The 19,159-nt window shown below is 64.8% G+C and carries 18 protein-coding genes and 2 tRNA genes; 9 read left to right on the top strand and 11 right to left on the bottom strand.

What is annotated here, in order from left to right:
• Positions 1–100: 100 nt before the first annotated feature.
• Positions 101–457, top strand: a complete 357-nt coding sequence (locus ACSQ9E_RS18965) for a hypothetical protein (protein WP_057206499.1) — start codon at positions 101–103, stop codon at positions 455–457.
• Between the two features lie 18 nt (positions 458–475).
• Here the strand turns inward: ACSQ9E_RS18965 and ACSQ9E_RS18970 are convergent, their stop codons facing one another.
• The 3 genes from ACSQ9E_RS18970 to ACSQ9E_RS18980 are packed head-to-tail and all read right to left on the bottom strand — an operon-like array spanning position 476 to position 1,723.
• On the bottom strand, positions 476–1,303 hold the full coding sequence (locus ACSQ9E_RS18970; RefSeq protein ID WP_436218832.1) for an inositol monophosphatase family protein: 828 nt from the start codon (positions 1,301–1,303) through the stop codon (positions 476–478).
• A 52-nt stretch (positions 1,304–1,355) separates the two neighbouring features.
• Positions 1,356–1,592: a hypothetical protein gene (locus ACSQ9E_RS18975; RefSeq protein WP_436218833.1), complete on the bottom strand. Its 237-nt coding sequence runs from the start codon at positions 1,590–1,592 to the stop codon at positions 1,356–1,358.
• Positions 1,592–1,723 (bottom strand): hypothetical protein, encoded by a 132-nt coding sequence (locus ACSQ9E_RS18980; RefSeq protein WP_436218834.1) that lies wholly within the window; start codon positions 1,721–1,723, stop codon positions 1,592–1,594. Before ACSQ9E_RS18980 ends, ACSQ9E_RS18975 begins: the two co-directional genes overlap by 1 nt.
• Positions 1,724–2,773: 1,050 nt before the next feature.
• Here ACSQ9E_RS18980 and ACSQ9E_RS18985 point away from each other — a divergent pair.
• The gene (locus ACSQ9E_RS18985; RefSeq protein ID WP_436218835.1) at positions 2,774–3,112 is read left to right on the top strand and encodes a hypothetical protein; all 339 of its coding nucleotides are present in this window, start codon (positions 2,774–2,776) and stop codon (positions 3,110–3,112) included.
• A 279-nt stretch (positions 3,113–3,391) separates the two neighbouring features.
• On the opposite strand, the gene ACSQ9E_RS18990 is transcribed toward ACSQ9E_RS18985, so the two are convergent.
• Positions 3,392–3,739 carry a KTSC domain-containing protein gene (locus ACSQ9E_RS18990; protein ID WP_436218836.1) on the bottom strand — a complete coding sequence of 116 codons (348 nt, stop codon included), beginning with the start codon at positions 3,737–3,739 and terminating at the stop codon, positions 3,392–3,394.
• A gap of 330 nt (positions 3,740–4,069) precedes the next feature.
• On the opposite strand from ACSQ9E_RS18990, the gene ACSQ9E_RS18995 reads away from it, so the two are divergent.
• The 3 genes from ACSQ9E_RS18995 (at position 4,070) to ACSQ9E_RS19005 (ending at position 7,396) form a co-directional block, all read left to right on the top strand.
• Complete coding sequence (locus ACSQ9E_RS18995) at positions 4,070–5,623, top strand: fumarate hydratase (protein ID WP_179679283.1); 1,554 nt, start codon at positions 4,070–4,072, stop codon at positions 5,621–5,623.
• A gap of 189 nt (positions 5,624–5,812) precedes the next feature.
• Complete coding sequence (gene murI, locus ACSQ9E_RS19000; protein ID WP_436218837.1) at positions 5,813–6,691, top strand: glutamate racemase; 879 nt, start codon at positions 5,813–5,815, stop codon at positions 6,689–6,691.
• A 42-nt stretch (positions 6,692–6,733) separates the two neighbouring features.
• Complete coding sequence (locus ACSQ9E_RS19005; protein WP_436218838.1) at positions 6,734–7,396, top strand: TonB family protein; 663 nt, start codon at positions 6,734–6,736, stop codon at positions 7,394–7,396.
• 157 nt (positions 7,397–7,553) lie between these two features.
• Here the strand turns inward: ACSQ9E_RS19005 and ACSQ9E_RS19010 are convergent, their stop codons facing one another.
• Together ACSQ9E_RS19010 and ACSQ9E_RS19015 are read right to left on the bottom strand one after the other, a co-directional pair.
• On the bottom strand, positions 7,554–8,090 hold the full coding sequence (locus ACSQ9E_RS19010; protein ID WP_057263987.1) for a M48 metallopeptidase family protein: 537 nt from the start codon (positions 8,088–8,090) through the stop codon (positions 7,554–7,556).
• A 61-nt stretch (positions 8,091–8,151) separates the two neighbouring features.
• On the bottom strand, positions 8,152–8,793 hold the full coding sequence (locus ACSQ9E_RS19015) for a DUF6806 family protein (protein ID WP_057200943.1): 642 nt from the start codon (positions 8,791–8,793) through the stop codon (positions 8,152–8,154).
• A 367-nt stretch (positions 8,794–9,160) separates the two neighbouring features.
• Between ACSQ9E_RS19015 and ACSQ9E_RS19020 the strand changes: the two genes are divergently transcribed.
• Positions 9,161–10,501: a methyl-accepting chemotaxis protein gene (locus tag ACSQ9E_RS19020; protein WP_436218839.1), complete on the top strand. Its 1,341-nt coding sequence runs from the start codon at positions 9,161–9,163 to the stop codon at positions 10,499–10,501.
• Between the two features lie 212 nt (positions 10,502–10,713).
• On the opposite strand, the gene ACSQ9E_RS19025 is transcribed toward ACSQ9E_RS19020, so the two are convergent.
• Positions 10,714–12,228 carry a tripartite tricarboxylate transporter permease gene (locus tag ACSQ9E_RS19025; RefSeq protein WP_428001779.1) on the bottom strand — a complete coding sequence of 505 codons (1,515 nt, stop codon included), beginning with the start codon at positions 12,226–12,228 and terminating at the stop codon, positions 10,714–10,716.
• A 7-nt stretch (positions 12,229–12,235) separates the two neighbouring features.
• On the bottom strand, positions 12,236–12,658 hold the full coding sequence (locus ACSQ9E_RS19030) for a tripartite tricarboxylate transporter TctB family protein (RefSeq protein WP_436218840.1): 423 nt from the start codon (positions 12,656–12,658) through the stop codon (positions 12,236–12,238).
• A 148-nt stretch (positions 12,659–12,806) separates the two neighbouring features.
• On the opposite strand from ACSQ9E_RS19030, the gene ACSQ9E_RS19035 reads away from it, so the two are divergent.
• Together ACSQ9E_RS19035 and ACSQ9E_RS19040 are read left to right on the top strand one after the other, a co-directional pair.
• Complete coding sequence (locus ACSQ9E_RS19035; RefSeq protein ID WP_057200947.1) at positions 12,807–13,508, top strand: response regulator transcription factor; 702 nt, start codon at positions 12,807–12,809, stop codon at positions 13,506–13,508.
• Positions 13,489–14,922 carry a sensor histidine kinase gene (locus ACSQ9E_RS19040; RefSeq protein WP_436218841.1) on the top strand — a complete coding sequence of 478 codons (1,434 nt, stop codon included), beginning with the start codon at positions 13,489–13,491 and terminating at the stop codon, positions 14,920–14,922. The genes ACSQ9E_RS19035 and ACSQ9E_RS19040 overlap by 20 nt, the downstream gene beginning before the upstream one ends.
• 93 nt (positions 14,923–15,015) lie before the next feature.
• Here the strand turns inward: ACSQ9E_RS19040 and ACSQ9E_RS19045 are convergent.
• The 3 genes from ACSQ9E_RS19045 to ACSQ9E_RS19055 all read right to left on the bottom strand — a co-directional run bounded on the left by ACSQ9E_RS19045 (position 15,016) and on the right by ACSQ9E_RS19055 (position 16,613).
• Positions 15,016–15,108 (bottom strand) — tRNA-Leu (locus tag ACSQ9E_RS19045).
• A gap of 168 nt (positions 15,109–15,276) precedes the next feature.
• Positions 15,277–15,352: transfer RNA gene (locus tag ACSQ9E_RS19050), tRNA-Gly, on the bottom strand.
• 349 nt (positions 15,353–15,701) lie between these two features.
• Positions 15,702–16,613 (bottom strand): glutaminase, encoded by a 912-nt coding sequence (locus ACSQ9E_RS19055; RefSeq protein ID WP_428001832.1) that lies wholly within the window; start codon positions 16,611–16,613, stop codon positions 15,702–15,704.
• A gap of 272 nt (positions 16,614–16,885) precedes the next feature.
• Here ACSQ9E_RS19055 and ACSQ9E_RS19060 point away from each other — a divergent pair, with 272 nt between their 5' ends.
• A complete protein-coding gene (locus ACSQ9E_RS19060) occupies positions 16,886–19,036 on the top strand; it encodes a putative bifunctional diguanylate cyclase/phosphodiesterase (RefSeq protein WP_436220238.1) in 2,151 nt (716 codons plus the stop codon).
• Positions 19,037–19,159 lie beyond the last annotated feature (123 nt).

Below are 19,159 nucleotides of genomic sequence, written 5' to 3' on the forward strand. Positions count from 1 at the left end.
CAGCGCAGGGCGCGCGCACCATGGCACCACAGTGGCCGCACCGCCATTGCCGTGCCGACTCCCGTTGACCGGTGCGCACCCAGCCAGATCGGAGACTTCCATGGCCAACAGCAGCCTGCTCGGCATCGACGCCGACAACCTCCCGCCCACCCACAGCGCCACCGGCAATGACAGCATGGGCCCCAGCGATGCGTCCGACTCGGGCAGCGACAGCGCTGGCGTCTACAGCGCCGACCCCGAGATGGACACCGACCGCTACGGCACCGGCGAGCGCGCCAGCGTGGAGCCCGGCCTGCACCGCGAAGCGCGCGACATCCTGCCCGACCACATGGAATCCCTCGCATCCGCAGACGACACGGACGGCGACCTGCCCGCAGAGCCCCTGGTGGACGTGGATGCCGACATGTACCCCGAAGAAGACAGCGAAGAGCCCGGTACCGAGGACGAGCCCGCCTGATCCCGCCCCGCCAGGAGGCTATGCCAGCAAGGCCTCGCGCACCGCGTCGAAGCTGCGCCGGTCAGGCGCGCAGACCAGCCCGCCCGTGGTGTGGGACGCCAGGTAGCCACTGCCATCGAAGTGGCCCGCATACCCGCCCGCCTCGCGGTGCAGCAGCCAGCCGGCGGCATGGTCCCAGGGCATGAGCCGGTTGTAGAACAGGGCGTGCACATGGCCAGCCGCCGCCAGCCGGTACTCGTGCGCCGCGCAGCGAAACCAGGTGCTCATGCCCAGGCGCGACAGCCGGGAGTTGACCTCTGTGCGCAGCGGCTCCGGCAAAAAGTTGGTGCCCACCACGCATTCCATCTCGCCCACCGGCACGGGCGGCGCCACCTGCAGCACCGTGCGCTCGCCGCCTGCCGATTCCATCCACGCGCCGCCGCCCTTGATGGCAAAGGCCGTATCCGCGCGCACGGGGTCGTGAATGGCCGCGGCGACCACCTCCCCCGCCACGGTCACGGCCGCCATCACGCCGAACAGCGGCAGCGCGGAGGCGAAGTTCTTTGTGCCGTCCAGCGGGTCGATGATGAAGGCCAGGTCGGCCGTAGCGATGGTGGCGAGCAGCGAAGGATCGCGCCCGGCGGATTCCTCGCCGATGTAGACCGCGCCGCTACCGTGCCGTGCGCGCAGGGCGGACAGGATGGCGGACTCGGCGGCTTCATCGGCATCCGTCACGATGTCGAAGGCCGAGGTCTTCTGCCGGCGGTCCACCGCGGACAGGCGCGCGAAGCGGGGCATGATTTCGGTGCGAGCGGCCTCGGCCAGCACGCGGCCCAGAAACGCGAGTTCGGTGGCGGGGAAGTTCATGTCCGGTAGTGTCACCGGGAACCGGCCGCCGCCACCAAGTGGCCCAACCCACTCAATCGCCCTTGAACCCTGATTTGCGGATGACCGGCAGCCAGCGCGCAGCCGCCCGCTCCGTGGCAGCGACCACTTGCGCCAGCTCGGACCCTGGCACCGTGTCGTAGCCCGCATGGAGCAGCTTGGTCCGGACTTCTTCGAGGGCCAGAACCTTGCGCAGCGCCTGGTTCCACTGGGCGATGGCGGCAGGCGGTGTGTCCGCACGCGCGTAGACCACGTAGCCCGAGGTGGCCACTAGGTCTGAAAACCCGGCTCCGCAAACGTGCGCACGTCGGGCTGGCTGGCGGCTCGGCGGCTGCCCGACACGGCCAGCACGCGGATCTTGCCTGCCCGGTGGAACTCCATGAAGGTCGTGGTCGCATCCATGCCCACAGGAATGTGCCCGGCCAGCCCGCGAGCAGTGCGATTCTTCCTTGAAGAGGCCGGGGAAAATGACTGTTTTCCGCTCATATCTGCATATTATTTGACTTTTGCCGCAAATACCTGGAGCGGCAAAATAACACCGCCCCAGGAGAAATAAAATGGCGATAACTCTAGACATCGTAGTAAAACGCAAAACCCGCAGAAAAGTTTTCTACACACTATTTGCGGGCGGCAAAGCAGAGGAATGGCGCATCCCATCAAATAGCACGTTCGACCACATGGCACTGGAAAGACATCCAACGTTACCGCATTGATATCAAGATTTTTTTGCTAACGACTTCCAAGTAGAAATACCAGCAAGGACAAATGAAGAGGGGGGGGTACGACTGGGTAACGGCCAACCCCCATCACGAAAGCCGCGAAGTTGCGGTCAAGAACCGCCAAATAGAGGAAAGCGGCGGAAAACATACCCCCGATGGCAAATTCAGACATCTTTATTTGGCAATGACCTGCTCAAGGACCACCACTGCGAGACCTACGGGAATGCTTCCTGGAGGAACACCTAGAAGAAAGACGCCCAAAACTCTGCCAACCTTGGCGGGTTGCAACCGTTTCGGCGGTACACAACTCTGGCCGATTGTCCCGCTCCACATAAAATTCGAGCATGGAGGTTCACACCATGCTCCCAACGAACACACTGCCGACTCAGCCGCCTACCCAAGACAAAGTTTCCGCTTGTTTGAAGGCTATCGGCAGCAGCAAGCATCACCCAGGGTGGTCCCTGGGCGGCCTGGCACTTCTCATGCTTCCCTTCACCATCCTGGCTCTCTGCATCGGCATTGCTGTGGCCCGCGAGCCGAGCATCATCCCGAGCGTCGTGAATGGAGTTCTCAGTGCAGGAGCTCGCGCACATGCGCCTCAAGGTCCCGTCGCGACTACCACTACGACGACTTCGGCGGTAAGTGCGTCCGCCACCAATCCCTGACCCTTCCTGAGGCTCTGGCGGTCTCAGGCTGCGACAAGAACGGCAATGATCTACAGCCAAGTCAGCGAGTGCCAAAGGACTACTACTGCCATGTCTCGCCGGGCACATCCTTACCCCTCGCCCTGGTTATCGAACGCGACACGGCCACCACATCCCCTACTGACTCACGCACATCGCCAGCACATCGCGCGGCGATTCGCAGATCTTCACCCACCAACAAGGACGCGAACATCTTCGTGCAAGAGTTCGTAGACGGGTTCCACGGCAACTTCCACATGGAGAAGGTCCAGAAGTTCGACGAAATGCTCGCTCAGTTTATTTTCTTCAGTGGCTTCGCTGAGACCGCCGAACGGGTCCTGCAAGGAGGCACGCTACAAGTTCACTGTAACGAAGGACAGATTGGCTAAATACCTCGCAGCTAGCGCTTAGTAATCGCGCATGGGTCCTCGGAGAGGTGCCCCCCGGGGTTTCCTTATTATTAAGGGCAAAAAAAACCGCCCGAATGCGGATTTTCTTAATTTCCCCTAGAACCCTGAGGGACTTGGAAATCGTCGGCTGCAAATCGGCAGTAGCAGTCCATTTTCACCGCCTTTTTGCCCCATAGCTGGCTATGGGGCTGCAAATCCGGCAAAAATTTCCTCGCTGGGGCCGATTTTCGCTTTAGACGCTCCAAGTCCGACAGGCTCCTAGCCCTTGTACTTTTTCGGCAATGGGTGGGTTCGGCAGCCGAAAGGACCGTCTGACCCCGAGCCGCGAATGCGGGTCTCGAAGAACTCGCGCTTTGAGCTTGCGCTCTGCAGGTTCTGGACCGTCGTGGCGTCAATCGAGCAATATTGGTAATAGGTGGACTTCAACTGGATGAGCATGTAGCGCTCTGCCTTGTCGTAGCAAATGCGCTTCACGTCGCTGCCCTCTTTCACATCCGAACAGGCAAACGCATCCAGGGAGACCGCACCGTTGTATTTGACTTGCACCGTTTCCGCTGACGCCGTTTGGCCCAGCAACAGAAGCGCTGAAAGAAGAATGAATTTCAAAATCTGCCCTCCGAATTGTTGGTGTGGCTGAGCATCCTACCCACCTTTGCATCTGACGCCTCGCGGTTTTTGTCGCGCCTGAGCTTGGCTTTTTCAAGGCACAGCATCTTTCTCTGTTGCTGCCGTTGGCGTGACATGCAGGTAGCTCATGGAGGATCGCATCGACGCATGCGTGTCCTCGCAGACCCGTGCAGGGCCGAGAACAGAGCGCCCATTCCCAACGCCAGCCCCCTGTCAGCACGCGGATGGGATAATTGTGCCCGGCGCCGCCTCAGGCAGCAGCCACAGCGTGCACAGACACGCACCCGTTCCGCCCACGACAGAAACACGATGACCACCACGATCAAGTACGACGATCTCGTCGAGTCCGTTGCTGCTGCGCTGCAGTACATCTCCTACTACCACCCCAGCGACTACATCGCCCACCTGGCGCGCGCCTACGAGCGCGAGCAGAGCGCCGCGGCCAAGGATGCCATCGCCCAGATCCTGACCAACAGCAAGATGAGCGCCACCGGCCAGCGCCCCATCTGCCAGGACACCGGCATCGTCAACGTGTTTTTGAAGGTCGGCATGGACGTGCGCTGGGAAGGCTTCCCCGGCGGTCTGGAAGACGCCATCAACGAAGGCGTGCGCCGTGGCTACAACCACCCCGACAACACCCTGCGCGCCAGCGTGGTGGCCGACCCCGAGTTCGACCGCAAGAACACCAAGGACAACACGCCTGCGGTGATCTTCGCGCAGATTGTGCCCGGCAGCAGCCTGGACATCACCGTCGCGGCCAAGGGCGGCGGCAGCGAGAACAAAAGCAAGATGATCATGCTCAACCCCGGCGACAGCGTCATCGACTGGGTGCTCAAGACCGTGCCCACCATGGGCGCCGGCTGGTGCCCGCCGGGCATGCTGGGGATCGGAATCGGCGGCACGGCCGAGAAGGCGGTGCTCTTGGCCAAGGAAAGCCTGATGGACGATCTCGACATGTACGAGCTGCAGGCCAAGTCCTCGCGCGGCGAGAAGCTCGACAAGGTCGAGGAGATGCGCCTGGAGCTGTACCACAGGGTCAACGCCCTGGGCATCGGCGCGCAGGGCCTGGGCGGCCTGACCACGGTGCTGGACGTGAAGATCAAGATGTACCCCACGCACGCGGCCAGCAAGCCCGTGGCGATGATCCCCAACTGCGCTGCCACGCGCCATGCGCACTTCGTGATGGATGGCTCGGGCCCGGTGTACATGACCCCGCCCTCGCTGGACCTGTGGCCCAACGTGAACTGGGCGCCCGACTACAACAAGAGCAAGAAGGTCAACCTCGATACCCTGACCAAGGAAGAAGTGGCCAGCTGGAAGCCCGGCGACACCCTGTTGCTCAATGGCAAGATGCTCACCGGCCGCGATGCCGCGCACAAGCGCATCAAGGACATGCTGGCCAAGGGCGAGAAGCTGCCCGTGGACTTCACCAACCGCGTGATCTACTACGTGGGCCCGGTGGACCCGGTGCGTGACGAGGCCGTGGGCCCCGCCGGCCCGACCACCGCCACGCGCATGGATGGCTTTACTGAGATGATGCTGGCCGAGACCGGCCTGATCGCCATGATCGGCAAGTCCGAGCGCGGCCCGGTGGCCATCGAGGCGATCAAGAAGCACCAGAGCGCCTACCTGATGGCCGTGGGCGGCGCTGCCTACCTGGTGAGCAAGGCCATCAAGACCGCCAAGGTGCTGGGCTTTGCGGACCTGGGCATGGAAGCCATCTACGAATTCGATGTGGTGGACATGCCGGTGACGGTGGCGGTGGATGCGGGGGGGACGAGTGCCCACATCACGGGGCCGGCGGAGTGGCAAAAGCGCATTGCCACCGGCGAGTTTCGCGGTATCGAGGTAGCAGCGGCCTGACCGGCTGACGGCGCCGGCTGAAGAGCCCGGCCAAGACCACGATCCCTCGGCAGTGCATCAGGCACGGCCGGGGGATTTTTCTTGGCAGGCAACAGGTTTTCATACCGGTGCCCGAGCGCAGCAGGCGTGGTGGAGTTACATTGCTCGGCACGCTTTTCTTTTCCACGGCCTGCCCCGTCCCTGCCCGCCATGACTTCCCCAAATTCCCAGCCCATCGGCGTCTTTGACAGCGGCGTGGGCGGCCTCAGCGTGCTGCGGGCCTTGCGCGCTGAGCTGCCGCACGAGCGCTTCGTCTACCTGGCCGACAGCGCGCATGCCCCCTATGGCGAGCGCGGCGATGCCTATGTGGGCGCACGCACACACGCCATCACGCGCCACCTGCTGGAGCAGCATGGCATCAAGGCACTGGTGGTGGCCTGCAACACGGCCACGGCGGCGGCCATCCACGAGGTGCGCAGCCGCTACCCGGCGCTGCCGCTGGTGGGGCTGGAGCCAGCCGTCAAGCCCGCCCTGGCCGTGACGCAGACCGGGCGCGTGGGCGTGATCGGCACGCGCGGCACCTTGACCAGCGCCAAGTTCGGCAAGCTGCTGGCCAGCCTGCAGGGCCAGGCAGAGTTCGTGGTGCAGCCCTGCGACGGCCTGGCCCATGCCATCGAACGCAGCGTGGACAAGCCGGTGCCCGCCAGCCCCCAGGGCACCGAGACCTGGGAACTGTGCGAACGCTATATCGACGCCATGGGCGCCTTCGGCACCGGCGCCGGTGCCATCGACACCCTGGTGCTGGGCTGCACGCACTACATCTTTGCCGAGCGCGACCTGCGCACGCTGGTGGGCCCCGAGGTGCGCTTCATCGAGACCGGCGAGCCCGTGGCGCGCCAGACACGGCGGCTGCTGGAAAGCGCCGGCCTGCTGGCAGCCGCCGCCTCCGGGGCGCCGCAGGCGCAGCTCTTCACCACCGGCGGCCTGCCCCAGTTGCAGGCGGCGGCACAGCGCTGGCTGAACCTGCCCGCCGACTGCTGCCAGACGGTGGCGATTGCATCTGACACCACCGAACACAGCGCAGCATAGGCGCGTTGGCTTTTTTTGGCGCTTTTTGACGACCGACCCGGCATGACCATCTTCCTGCGAGCACGACTGCTCATGACCCTTGTGCCGCTGCTCGCAGTGGCCGGCGCCGTGGCGCAGACGGCCCCTCCTGCCGCCCCCTCGCCACCGGCCCTGGCGCAGGCCGAACAGATCGCGGAGCTTGAAAAAGCCCAGCGCGCCATGATCCAGGACCTCAAGCGCCAGTTGGCGGAGATGCCGGAGACCGTGCGCAAGCAGCGGCTGCGCGCCCGCATCGCGGAGATCGAAGGCCGCGCCAACCTTCCCCGGGATTTGTACATATCACCCAGCGCGAAGATGAGCGCGCCCATGAAGACCTACTACGAGCGCATGAAGATGCGCATCGAAGACTGCGGCACACGCCATTTTCCGAGCCATGACGGGCGCAAGCTGTACGGCCAGGGCGTGGTGGGCGTCACCCTGGCCAACGACGGCTCGGTGATCCAGGCAGACGTGCTGCAGCCATCGCAGGACAAGGCACTGGACGAGCACATGCTCAAGCTGGTGCATGCCTCGGCCCCGTTCGGCACACCACCGGCCAGGCCCATGGCCAATGGTTCGCCGGTCTACCGCCGCCTGGTGGTGATCACCGGCTTCGACTTCAACCGCGAGAGTGACAAACCCGCGCCCGAGCCCGTGCCGGCCCAGGAGCGCTGCAAGTGGGGATGAACTGATACGGATTTGCCTTTAACCGTATAGCGTCGTTGGTTCGCCTTACCGTGCTACAGCACTGTCTGCGGCTCCCGCCTAGCTATACGATCAAATGCAAATCCGTATGAGCCCCGCCAGCGCTCGGCAACTCACCCCCTCGGTTTCGCCCACATCGTTACGCAGGCGCCCCACCCCACAGCCGCTCGCCCGAGTGCTCGACATGCGTGAGGTACAGGCGCAGATCGAACTCGTACTGGTGGTACTGCGGCTCCATGTGCTGGCACAGCTGGTAGAAGGCCTTGCCGTGGTCCTTCTCGCGCAGGTGCGCGAGTTCGTGCACGACGATCATGCGCAAGAATTCATCGGGCCCTTGCTTGAACATCGCGGCGATGCGGATTTCATGTTTGGTGGCGAGGCGATTGCCCTGCACCCGTGACACGGTGGTGTGCAGCCCCAGGGCATGCCGCACCACGTGGATCTTGTTGTCGAAGATAACTTTGTTGATGGTGCCCGCATTGCGCAGGTGGCGGCTTTTCAGCTCCTGCGCATAGTCGTACAGCGCCTTGTCGCTGCGCACGGCATGGGCCTCGGGGTACTTCTTGAGCAGTGCCACACCCAGCCGGCCCTGGGCGAGCAGGTCGCGGGCCTGCTGCTGCAAGGGGGCGGGGTAGGACTGCAGGTAGGGCAGCAGCGCCGGGGCGGTCGTCGTCATGCGTCACGCTCCCCACTTCCCTGAAGGGCCGTTGGGAGACTGATGCTGGGGAACCGAAGGATCAGTGCAGGTGGCGCGGACGGCGCCCGCCGCCACCATGGCCGCTGCCGCCCGAACCGCCGCCACCGGGGCCGCGCGGGGGCTTGCCGATCTCCAGCGAGTTCACCAGGGCATCGAAGCGCTGGCTGAACAGCTTGTCGATCTCGGCCACCACACCACCCAGCTCGGCGCCGTCGAAATGGCGTTCCATCATGTTCACCACATCCTGCACCAGCAGGTCGCGCTGCACCTGCATGATGGCGGCCGGCGTGGGGCCCACGAAGAGCATCAGGAAGTCGTCGCGCGACTCGGCGCCCTCTTCGCCGTCTTCGTCTTCATCGAAGTCGGCGTCGTAGAAGGTGACCTCGATGGCAGCGCCCAGCTCGGACAGCTCGTTGAGACTCATGCACATCTCATCCAGCGACTGGCGGAAGTCCTCATCGCCGCGCACGGTCCAGCACATCTGCAGCAAATGCTCCTGCGCGTCGAACTTGATGCCCGGCTCTTCTTCATAGGCACTGGCGGCGCCATCGGCCAGCGAACGCGCGCCAGCGTACTTCCACAAGGGCTTCAAGGCCTCCTGGATCTGGTCGAAGCTGGCATCGGCGCGCAGTTGGACCTGGCCGTGGACGTGGATTTCGAAGGGTGCGTTGTAACTTGACATGACTGGATCGTAATAGTGCCCGTAACCGGGGTCGGCAAGCCTCATGCCTGCTGGCTTGCCCTGGAAGGGGGGAAAGATGGAGCCTTGTCGGCGCTGGTGCAGCCTTTCAGCCCCACGATAGCGCTATTTTCTCATGGCGCCAAGGCCATTTGGATGGCGTGGCGCAGAAGCCATTGCACATAGCCCGGCGCAGGGGGCACACGCCACAAGCTGCACGCCATCAATGGGGCAGACCCATCCGATCGTAGTGTTGGCGCAAAGGCGCGACTACCGACAAAAGCGTGCAGCCAGACGGCGCAATTGACTACAAAGAAGATGCAACCGCGCAAATACTCTATCGCCTCCAGAAGTGCAACCAGGTGTTTCCATGAGAAAGTCCATTCCCTCGGGGTTCTTGCGAACCGTCTTTGGCAGCCGCATGATGCGGCGCCAGCTCCGCGCCTTGTACGGGAATCAAGCTGTCATCGAATTCACTCCCGAGGGCGTGATCCTGGCCGCAAACGACAATTTCCTGCACGCGATGGGCTATGCATTGAAAGACATTGCCGGCCAGCCCCACCGGATTTTTGTGGATCCCCAGGAAGCGCAATCCGCCGAGTATTCGGACTTCTGGAAGAAGCTCAAGCGGGGCGAGGCTTTCATTGGCCGCTGCCGGCGCCTGCGCGGTGATGGCCGCGACATTTGGCTGCAAGCCAACTACAGCCCCGTGGTGCGCGAGGACGGCACGGTCCTCAAGGTCGTGAAGTACGCGATGGACATCACCGCACAGGCACTGGGAGATGCCGAAGCACAAAGCCAGTTGATGGCAATCAACCGTGCACAGGCCGTCATCGAGTTCGGACTGGACGGGATAATCATGCGAGCCAACCGCAACTTTCTCGACGCCATGGGGTATCGGGACGAGCGCGAGATCGTAGGGCAGCACCATCGCATATTCGTGCCCCCAGAACAGCGCAATACGTCCGACTACCTGGCCTTCTGGCACCGCCTTGGTTCTGGCAATGTCCATTCAGGCCAATTCCAGCGGGTGGGCAAGAACGGGCAATCGGTATGGATCGAAGCGAGCTACAACCCGGTCATGGACAGCACGGGCCGGCCGTTCAAGGTCGTCAAGTACGCGACCGACATCACGGCGCGCTTCGAAGCCACCCATACCCTGCAGATCGCGTTCGAGCAGCTCAATGCACTGGTGTCCGAGAGCGCCAGCAAGGCCAATGAAGCGCACCAGCAAACCCAGAAAATGCTGCAGGTGGCCCACGCTGGAACCAGCGCCACCGCCGACGCAGTGGAGACGATGGGTGCCATACGCAGTGACTCGCAGCGCATTGCAGAGATCGTCGGCTTGATAGATGGCATTGCATTCCAGACCAACCTGCTGGCACTCAATGCGGCGGTGGAAGCCGCACGTGCCGGAGATCAGGGAAGAGGCTTCGCTGTGGTGGCCAACGAGGTCCGCGGCCTGGCCCAGAGAAGCGCTGGCGCTGCCCAGGAGATCAAGACCTTGATTGCGGCATCGTCCCAGCGGGTGCGCGATGGCGACGCCCATGTGCAGGCCACAGGCAGCATCATGGATGTCATTCAGGCATCGGCCACGCACGCCTCGAATGCCATGGGCGACATCGTGCAAGCAGCCCACGCCCAAAGCAAACGGATGGGGGCCGTGCACAAAGCGATGGGATTGCTGGAAACAGCTGTTTCTCGCCACTAATGCGGCTTTGCCTTCAAACGTATAAAGTCATTCGGTCGCCTTGCCGTGCGAAAGCACTGTCTGCGGCTCCCCGCCTGGCTATCCGATTGAATGCAAATCCGCATGAAAACTCGGAGCGCGAAGTGACCGAACGCCATCATCCACAAGACGCGAAAAGCAAGGGCTGGCCACATGGCGGCCAGCCCTTGCCTTCACCAAGCGCGGGTTGAAGCTCAGGTGACCGCTGGCTCTATAACCAACGGCTTGGCATTGGCGCCGCGCTGACGGAAGAAAGCCACCGTCTGCCATAAGATGAAAGCAGCGATGAGGCCCAGCAGCGTGCCGCTGATCGGGCGGCTCACGAACACATCGAAGCTGCCGCGCGACAGCAGCATGGAACGGCGGAAGTTCTCCTCCAGCATGGGGCCCAGGATGAAGCCCAGCATCAGCGGTGAAGGGTCCATCGCCAGCCGCATGAAGAGGTAGCCCAGGGCGCCGAAGGCCACGGTAATGAACACGTCGTCCAGGTTGTTGTTGATGCTGTAGGTGCCGATGCAGCAAAAGAACAGGATGGCCGGGAACAGCACGTTGTACGGGATCTTGAACACCGACAGCCAGTAGCGCACCAGCGGCACGTTCAGGATCAGCAAAAAGCAATTGCCAACCCACATGCTGGCCACCAGGCCCCAGAAGAGCTCGGGGTGGCCGGCGATCATGTTCGGGCCGGGCTGGATACCCTTGATGATGAAGGCGGCCATCATCAGTGCCATCACGGCGTTCTCGGGGATGCCGATGCTCATCAGCGGGATGAAGCTGGTGCGCGCGGCGGCCTCGTCGGCAGCGGCCTGGCCGGCCACGCCCTCGATGCAGCCGGTACCGATCTCGTGGCGGTACTTGCTGACCTTCTTGTCCAGCGCATAGGCCGCAAACTGTGCAATCACCGGCCCGCCGCCGGGCAGAATGCCCAGGATGGAGCCCACCACGCTGCCGCGCAGGGCGCTGGGGATGATGCGCTTGAACTCGGGCCAGGTGGGCATCAGCTTGATCTTGCCGTTGAACGGCGAGCGCTCTTCGCGCGCATCCAGGTTCTTGGTGATCTCGGCAATGCCGAAGCAGCCGAGCGCAATGCTCACGATGCCCACGCCGTCTGCCAGGAAGGGCATGTCGAAGGTGAAGCGCGCCAGGCCGCTGTTGACGTCGGTGCCGATCGAGCCCAGCAGCACGCCCACCATGCACATGGCCAAGCCATTGAGCAAGCTGCCGGTGGTGACGAAGCTCACGCACACGAAGCCGACCAGCATCAGCGCACAGTAGTCTGCAGGGCCAAACAGAAAGGCCACTTCGCCCAGGCTGGGGGCCAGGAATGCCAGCACCACAATGGCCACCGTGCCGCCGATGAAGCTGGAGACCCCCGCAGTGAACAGCGCCAGGCCCGTCTTGCCCTTCAAGGTCATCTGGTACCCGTCGATGCACGCCACGATGGAGCTGGCGTGCGGGATCTTCATGGTGATGGCGCTCACGCTGTCGCCGTACTGCGCTCCGTAGTAGATGCCGGCCAGCATGATCAGCGCGCCGGTCGTGTCGATGGAATAGGTCAGCGGCAGCAGCAGGCTGATGGTGGCCAGCGGGCCCAGGCCTGGCAACAGGCCCACCAGGGTGCCCACGGTGCAGCCCAGGGCGCAGAACATCAGGTTCTGCAGTGTCAGTGCGTGGCTGAAGCCGAACGCGAGGTTGTGTAGAACGTCCATGGCGACCTCAGTACAGCGGCAGGTTGACGCCCAGAAGCTTCTGGAACATGAAGGCGATGCCGACCAGCACCGCGGCGATCTTGAGGTTGCGCACCACCGAGTACGACGTGCCGGCAAACCCCGAGCAGAACACCAGGAAGACGATGCCCGCAATCATGTTCACGAAGTGCGACAGGGCCGCAAAGCCGCACAGGCTGCCCAGGATGATGGCGATGTTGCGCACCTGGAAATCAATCGGCACCGGCGCCACCAGGCGCGCGCGCACCACGGTGATGACCCCGATGGCGAACAGCATGCAGCTGACGATGAACGGGAACAGCCCCGGGCCGGCACGGCTGAGCTGGCCCAGCGAGTAACCCATCGACGGCAGGCCGAAGCCCAGCGCCAGGGCCATGAGGGCAAAGCCCCGGACCATATTGCGGTTGACCATGAAATTTGTCTCCATGAAGATTTTTGGGATACCCCAGATGGCCTGTCGATGCCGCACAGGGCTGGGGTATGCTGGTGAGGACTATCTCCATCGAACCTGATCGCAGGCTGATCCCGGCCATGCGTAATTCCACGTAGCCCCTCCTCCTATGCGCCTCCTCCTGGTGGAAGACGACCCCGTGCTGAGCCGCACCATGGCCCGGGGCCTCGAGAACGCGGGCCACCGCGTCGAGCTGGCCCACACCGTGGAAGACGCCCAGCACTGGTGGGCCGTGCAGGCCTTCGATGCCGTGCTGCTGGACCTGAACCTGCCCCATGCGGCGCACGCCCGCAGTGGCCTGGGCAGCGGGCTCACCGCCCTGCGCAGCGCCCGCGCGCGCGGTGACCGCACCCCCGTGCTGGTGCTCAGCGCACGCGACAGCACCGAGGAACGCATCGCCGGGCTGGACGCCGGGGCCGACGACTACCTGGGCAAGCCCTACGAACTGAAAGAGGTCGAGGCCCGCCTGCGCGCCCTGCTGCGGCGCGCCAGCGGCACGGCCGACTTGGTCTCCGTGGGCCGGCTGGCGCTGGACCGGCAGGCGCGCCGCGTGAGCGTGGCCGGGCAGCCGCTGGAGCTGCCTGCGCGCGAGTTCGATCTGCTGTGGGAGCTGATGACGCCCCCTGGCCGCGTGCTGAGCAAGGGCGACCTTTCCGCGCGCCTGTCGGATGCGGGCGAGGTGGTGGGCGACAACGCACTGGAGGCATCCTTCTCGCGCCTGCGGCGCAAGATTGCGGGCAGCGGCGCCGCCATACGCACCTTGCGCGGGCTGGGCTACGTGCTGGAGGACGATGCCACTGGCCCCGCATAGCCAGCGCCCGCCCGCGCTGCGCCAGCGCATCGGGCGCCGCGTGCTGCTGTCGTTGCTGCTGATCTGGGGGCTGGGCAGCGCCGTGGTGCTGGGCGTGGGCAACCACTTCGTGGCGCAGGCCTTTGACCGCGCCCTGCTGGACGACGCCCATGCGCTGGCGGCGCTGGTGCACGGCGGTGGCATCAAAGACCGCAGCGGCCAGGGCGCCGCAGCGCTGCGGCTGGACCTGACGCCCCGCGAGGTGGACCTGCTGCGTTTCGACCAGAGCGAGACGGTGTGGTTTGCGGTGTACGGGCCCGACGGCAGCTTCATCGCTGGCGACCATGGGCTGGCGGCAGGCACGGTGGCCCCAGGCAGCACCCATGCGTTTTCGCAGCTCGCGCGCGAGGGGCAGGAGCTGCGCCGCGTGACCTTGCTTACCCAGGGAACGCCCTCCTTCACGGTGGTCATGGCGCAGACCACGGCCGAGCGCACGCACCTGCTGCGCAGGCTGCTGGTCTATTCAGGCCTGGCCCAGCTGTGGCTGCTGGTGGTGCTGGGCTCCTGGCTGCTGCGCGGCATCGAACGCGACCTGCGGCCACTGACCGCCCTGCAGGATGCAGTGGACCAGCGCGACGCGGCCGACCTGCAGCCCTTGCCCCAGGCGCTGACGCAGCAGGCGGGCAGCAGCGATGTGCAACGCCTGGGCGTGGCCCTGGATGGCCTGCTGGCACGGGTACAGCACAGCCTGCACGCCCAGCGCGAGTTCGCCGGCAATGTGGCGCACGAGCTGCGCACACCGCTCGCAGGCATCCGCGCGCAGGCCTCCCACGCGCTGGCGCAGGACGACCCCGCCGTCTGGCGCAGCGAGCTCCAAGGCATCACCGAGGCCGAGCAGCGGGCCAGCCGCACGGTGGACCAGTTGCTGGCGCTGGCACGCGCGGCCGAAGGCGGCATTGCCCTGGCACTACAGACGATGGAGCTCAACACCCTGGTGCGCGATGTCTTGCTGCGCCTCCTGCCGCGCGCAGACTCCCTGGGCGTGGACCTGGGCGCAGAAGGCCTGGACCAGACCGTGCAGGTGCGCGCAGATGCCGCACTCATTGAGGGCATCCTGAACAACCTGCTGGACAACGCGCTGCGCTACGGGCACGGCAGCCCGCCGCGCATCACCGTGGCACTGCAGGTGCGCGGCGGGCATGCGGTGCTGAGCGTGGCCGACAACGGCCCTGGTGTGGACGCCGCGCTGGCCCGGCGCCTGCTGCAGCGCTGGGCGCAGGGCGATCAAGGCGTGCGCCTGGGCCAGGGTGCGGGGCTGGGCCTGTCCATCGTGGCGCGCTATGCGCAGCTGATGGGTGGAGGGCTGGAATTGGCGCCTGCGCAGGACGGCCCGGGTCTGGTCGCCAGCGTATGGCTGCCGACCGCCGGGGAGTGATACGGCTGAGGACAACGGGCCGTGGCGCCTGCGGAAATGATTCGAGAATTGCGGAAAAGACAGCTATGCAATTGATAGCTTCAAACCGTTATCTGGTGCCCCGAGCCGGGGTCGAACCGGCACGCCCCTTTTCAGGAAAGCGGCGGATTTTAAGTCCGCAGTGTCTACCAATTTCACCATCGGGGCGCCGGCTGACCACGGCGGCCGTGCAAGGCACGGACCTGTGTTGCAGCGTAGCGTGGGCCGTGCAGGTGTGCAATGCCCTGTCGCATCCGGTCACACAATGGCCGCATCGGAAGCGGCCATTGCACGACGCCAAGAAAAAAGGGAAGCCTAAGCTTCCCTTTTTGAATCTGGAGCGGGAAAAGAGTCTCGAACTCTCGACCTCAACCTTGGCAAGGTTGCGCTCTACCAACTGAGCTATTCCCGCATTTCACTGTGCTGCTGTCGTTACCGTCAGTCTGCATCAGCAAGACTCAAATTATAGCACCATTTTTTGGGCTTGCAAACCTCAGCGCCAAAAAATTTGCGTCTGCCTTGCGCGGCACAGGGCGAGCGCACTGCAGATCGACCTGGAGCCGCCCATGCTCCACCCGGAAAAAAGCCCGTATGGAGGCGGGCTTGAACTCGTGATGGTCACGAGGGGAGGAAGCCGCTGGTGCTGCGGCGGTTCCATGCTACTACGGAACCGGCGTGCAGTGTGCAGGATCGAGGGCCTCGGTCGTGCGGGAGATGCTCACTGGCCTGCTGCGCAGCGCGGCCGCGTCGAAGGTCCGCCATCAGAACACCGACAGCCCCGTCCTGGTGGTGAACAGTTCCAGCGCGTGCATGCCCAGCAGCGAGTTCCCGGTTGCATCCAGCGCAGGCGACCACACGCACAGGCTCAGGCGGTCAGGAACCACCGCCACGATGCCACCACCCACGCCGCTCTTGCAGGGCAGGCCGATGCGGAACGCGAATTCTCCGGCCGCGTCGTAGGTGCCGCAGGTCAGCATCAGCGAATTGATGCGGCGCGTCTGCCGCTCGGTCAGCAGTTGCTCGCCACTGAACGGGTGGCGGCCATCGCGGCACAGGTAGCCGGTGGCGCGCGCCAGCTGCAGGCAGCTCATGCCCACCGCGCAGTGGTGAAAGTAGGCATCCAGCACGGCTGCGACATCGTTGTCGATCTTGCCGAAGCTCTTCATGAAGTTGCCCAGCGCCATATTGCGAAAGCCGGTGGCAGCCTCTGAGGCGGCCACCTCCTCGTCAAAGTGCACCGGCTCGTTGCACAGACTGGACAGCAGCTCCAGCAGGGCGGCCTTGGCGTCGCCCTGGCTGACCAGGCGATCGGTGACGGCAATCGCGCCGGCATTGATGAAGGGGTTGCGCGGCGTCCCCTGCTCGGCCTCGAGCTGCACCAGAGAATTGAACGGGTTGCCCGAAGGTTCGCGGCCGATGCGGTCCCACAGGGCATCGCCCAAGGCCCCCATCCCCAGGGTCAGGGCAAAGAGCTTGGAGATGCTCTGGATCGAGAAACGTGTACCGCTGTCGCCGGCCTGCGCCTCCTGGCCATCGCAGGTGCGCAGCGCGATGCCGAACTGGGCCGCTGGCACCCGCGCCAACGCCGGGATGTAGTTGGCCACGTGGCCTTGTGCGCCCAGCAGAGGGCGCACTGTCTCGACGATTTCTTCAAGGATGGGCTGGAATTGCATGGCGTGATTGTCGATCAGCCATCCATCGGCCGCAGCAGCCCGACGGGCCTTTCACCTACAGCGCAGCGCGAACACCCCTGGGAAGATGGTCAGCTTGCATTTTCTAACGGTTTTTCCATGCGACAGAGTTACGCTTTCCGTCGTTCGGGCCGTGTTCAGAACTTTGTTCCAAACGGTTCGCACTGGAGAGGGCGCCATGCTCGCCTGGCCTGCCCACTGCCAGGCCCATTCTGCACCTTTGATCGGGATCGGAAGCTTTCGTGACAGCGTTCATGCCTTCGAGCTACAACCTCTTCCTGGTGGCGGTGTCGCTGGCCATGGCCATGTTCGCCTCCTACGTGAGCTTTGACATGGCCCGCAGGGTGCGCACCTCGCAACGCGGCATCGGCCTGGCCTGGTGGGCTGCGGGTTCGCTGGTCATGGGAACCGGCATCTGGTCCATGCATTTCGTGGGCATGCAGGCGCTGGAGCTGCCCATCCCCATCGACTACTCGCAGGGGCTGACCTTCGCGTCCTGGCTGGCGGCGGTTGCGGCATCCGGCATAGCACTGGAACTGGCCAGCCGAAAGCGGCTCGACAACCTGCGCATCCTGCTCGGCGCCATGGCGATGGGCGGCGGCATCACCGCCATGCACTACCTGGGCATGGCCGCCATGCGCATGTCGCCCGGCGTCACCTGGGACATGCCGCTGGTGGCGCTGTCGGTGCTGGTGTCCTTCCTCGCGTCCACGCTGGCACTGCTCATCTTCAAGTTGCTGCGCCGGGTGGAGCGGCCCCGGCGCATGGGCTACCAGTTGGCGGCGGCGTTCGTGTTCGCCATGGCGATCTGCGGCACGCACTACCTGGGCATGGCGGCCGCCAGCTTCGCGGCGGGCTCGGTCTGCCTGACGGCCGGCGAGCTCGGCGGGCCCGGCCTGCAGACGGCTGTGGCCATGATTGCGGGTGCACTGCTGGTGGTCACCTTGCTCACTTCCATCCTGGATTCCCGGCTGCAGCGCGCCGCGCGCGGCGCATCGCATTCCATGCACGAGAGCAACGCGCGCCTGCAGGCCGCCAACGAAGAGCTCCAGCAGCGCGCCTTTGCCGACCCGTTGACGGGGCTGCCCAACCGCCTGCTGTTCGAGGACCGCCTGGCCCAGGCCACCCGCCGGCTGGAGCGCAGCAACCACGACGGGGTGGTCGAACGCATGGCCGTGCTGTTCGTGGACCTGGACGGGTTCAAGCCCATCAACGACTCTTTCGGGCATGCGGTGGGCGATGTCGTGATCCGCAAGGCGGCATCGCGCCTGCGCGACGAGGCCCGTGACTGCGACACCGTGGCCCGCGTGGGTGGCGACGAGTTCCTGATCCTGCTCAACGACGTGGCCGACGAACAAGCCTGCATCTCCGTGGCCCAGAGGGTGCTGGCGTCGCTGTCGCAGCCCTTCGAGGCATCGGGGCGGCGCATCGAGATCTCCTGCTCCATCGGCATCGTGGTGCACCCGGGCCACAGCGAGAGCAACAAGATCGTGGCCAATGCCGACGCAGCGATGTACGCCGCCAAGCGCGCAGGCGGCAGCTGCTACGCATTGTTCGAGCCCCACATGGTGTCCGACGTGTCGGAGCAGCTGGCACTGCAGGGCGATCTGCGCCATGCGCTGGAGCGGGGACAACTGTCCCTGCACTACCAACCCAAGATCGACGGGCGGCGGGGCCAGATCAGCGGTGTCGAGGCCCTGCTGCGCTGGAACCACCCGCGCCACGGCATGGTCAGCCCGCTCGTGTTCATTCCTCTGGCGGAGCGGATAGGCCTCATCGGCCGTCTCGGCCAATGGGTCATCGACGAGGCCTGCCGCCAGACCGCCGAGTGGGCCCGCGACGGCCTGCGCATGCGCGTGGCGGTGAACCTGTCCGTGCACCAACTGCGCGACAAGGGCCTGGTCGAGCGCATCGGGCAGATCCTGCAAGACCATGGCCTGGACGCTTCGCAGTTGCTGTGCGAGATCACCGAGACGGTGGCGATGGAGGACATCAAGGCCGTGCAGCACACCTTCGAGGGGCTCGGCGATATCGGCGTGTACCTGTCCATCGACGACTTCGGCACCGGCTACTCCAGCCTGCGCTACCTGAGCCAGTTGCCCGCCCGGCAGCTCAAGATCGACCGCAGTTTCGTGGGAGACCTTGAACACAGCAACAACGCACGCGCCGTGGTGGCCGCCGTGGTGGGCCTGGCCCACGCCCTGGGCCTGCGCGTGGTGGCCGAGGGGGTGGAGACCGAGAGACAGCGCGACATTCTCCTGGCCATGGACTGCGACGAACTACAGGGCTTTCTGTTCGCGCGCCCCATGCCACCCGCCGCCCTGCTGGCATGGGCCCATGGGGCCAAGCCCGAGGGCGGTGCGGACTTCACGCCCTCGCTGGTGGGTGCGCTCGCGCCCCTGTGAACGCGGGCACGGGCCTGCCATGCGACCCCCCCCAACAAAGCGACCCCGTCCATCCAGCCCGGTGGGAGGATTGCCGTGAAGCGGCCATAACAAAAAAGCCCGCTATCGATGCGATAGCGGGCT

Origin of the sequence: Acidovorax sp. LjRoot118, from assembly GCF_964253575.1 — a bacterium.
In the GTDB taxonomy this organism is placed as follows: domain Bacteria; phylum Pseudomonadota; class Gammaproteobacteria; order Burkholderiales; family Burkholderiaceae_C; genus Acidovorax.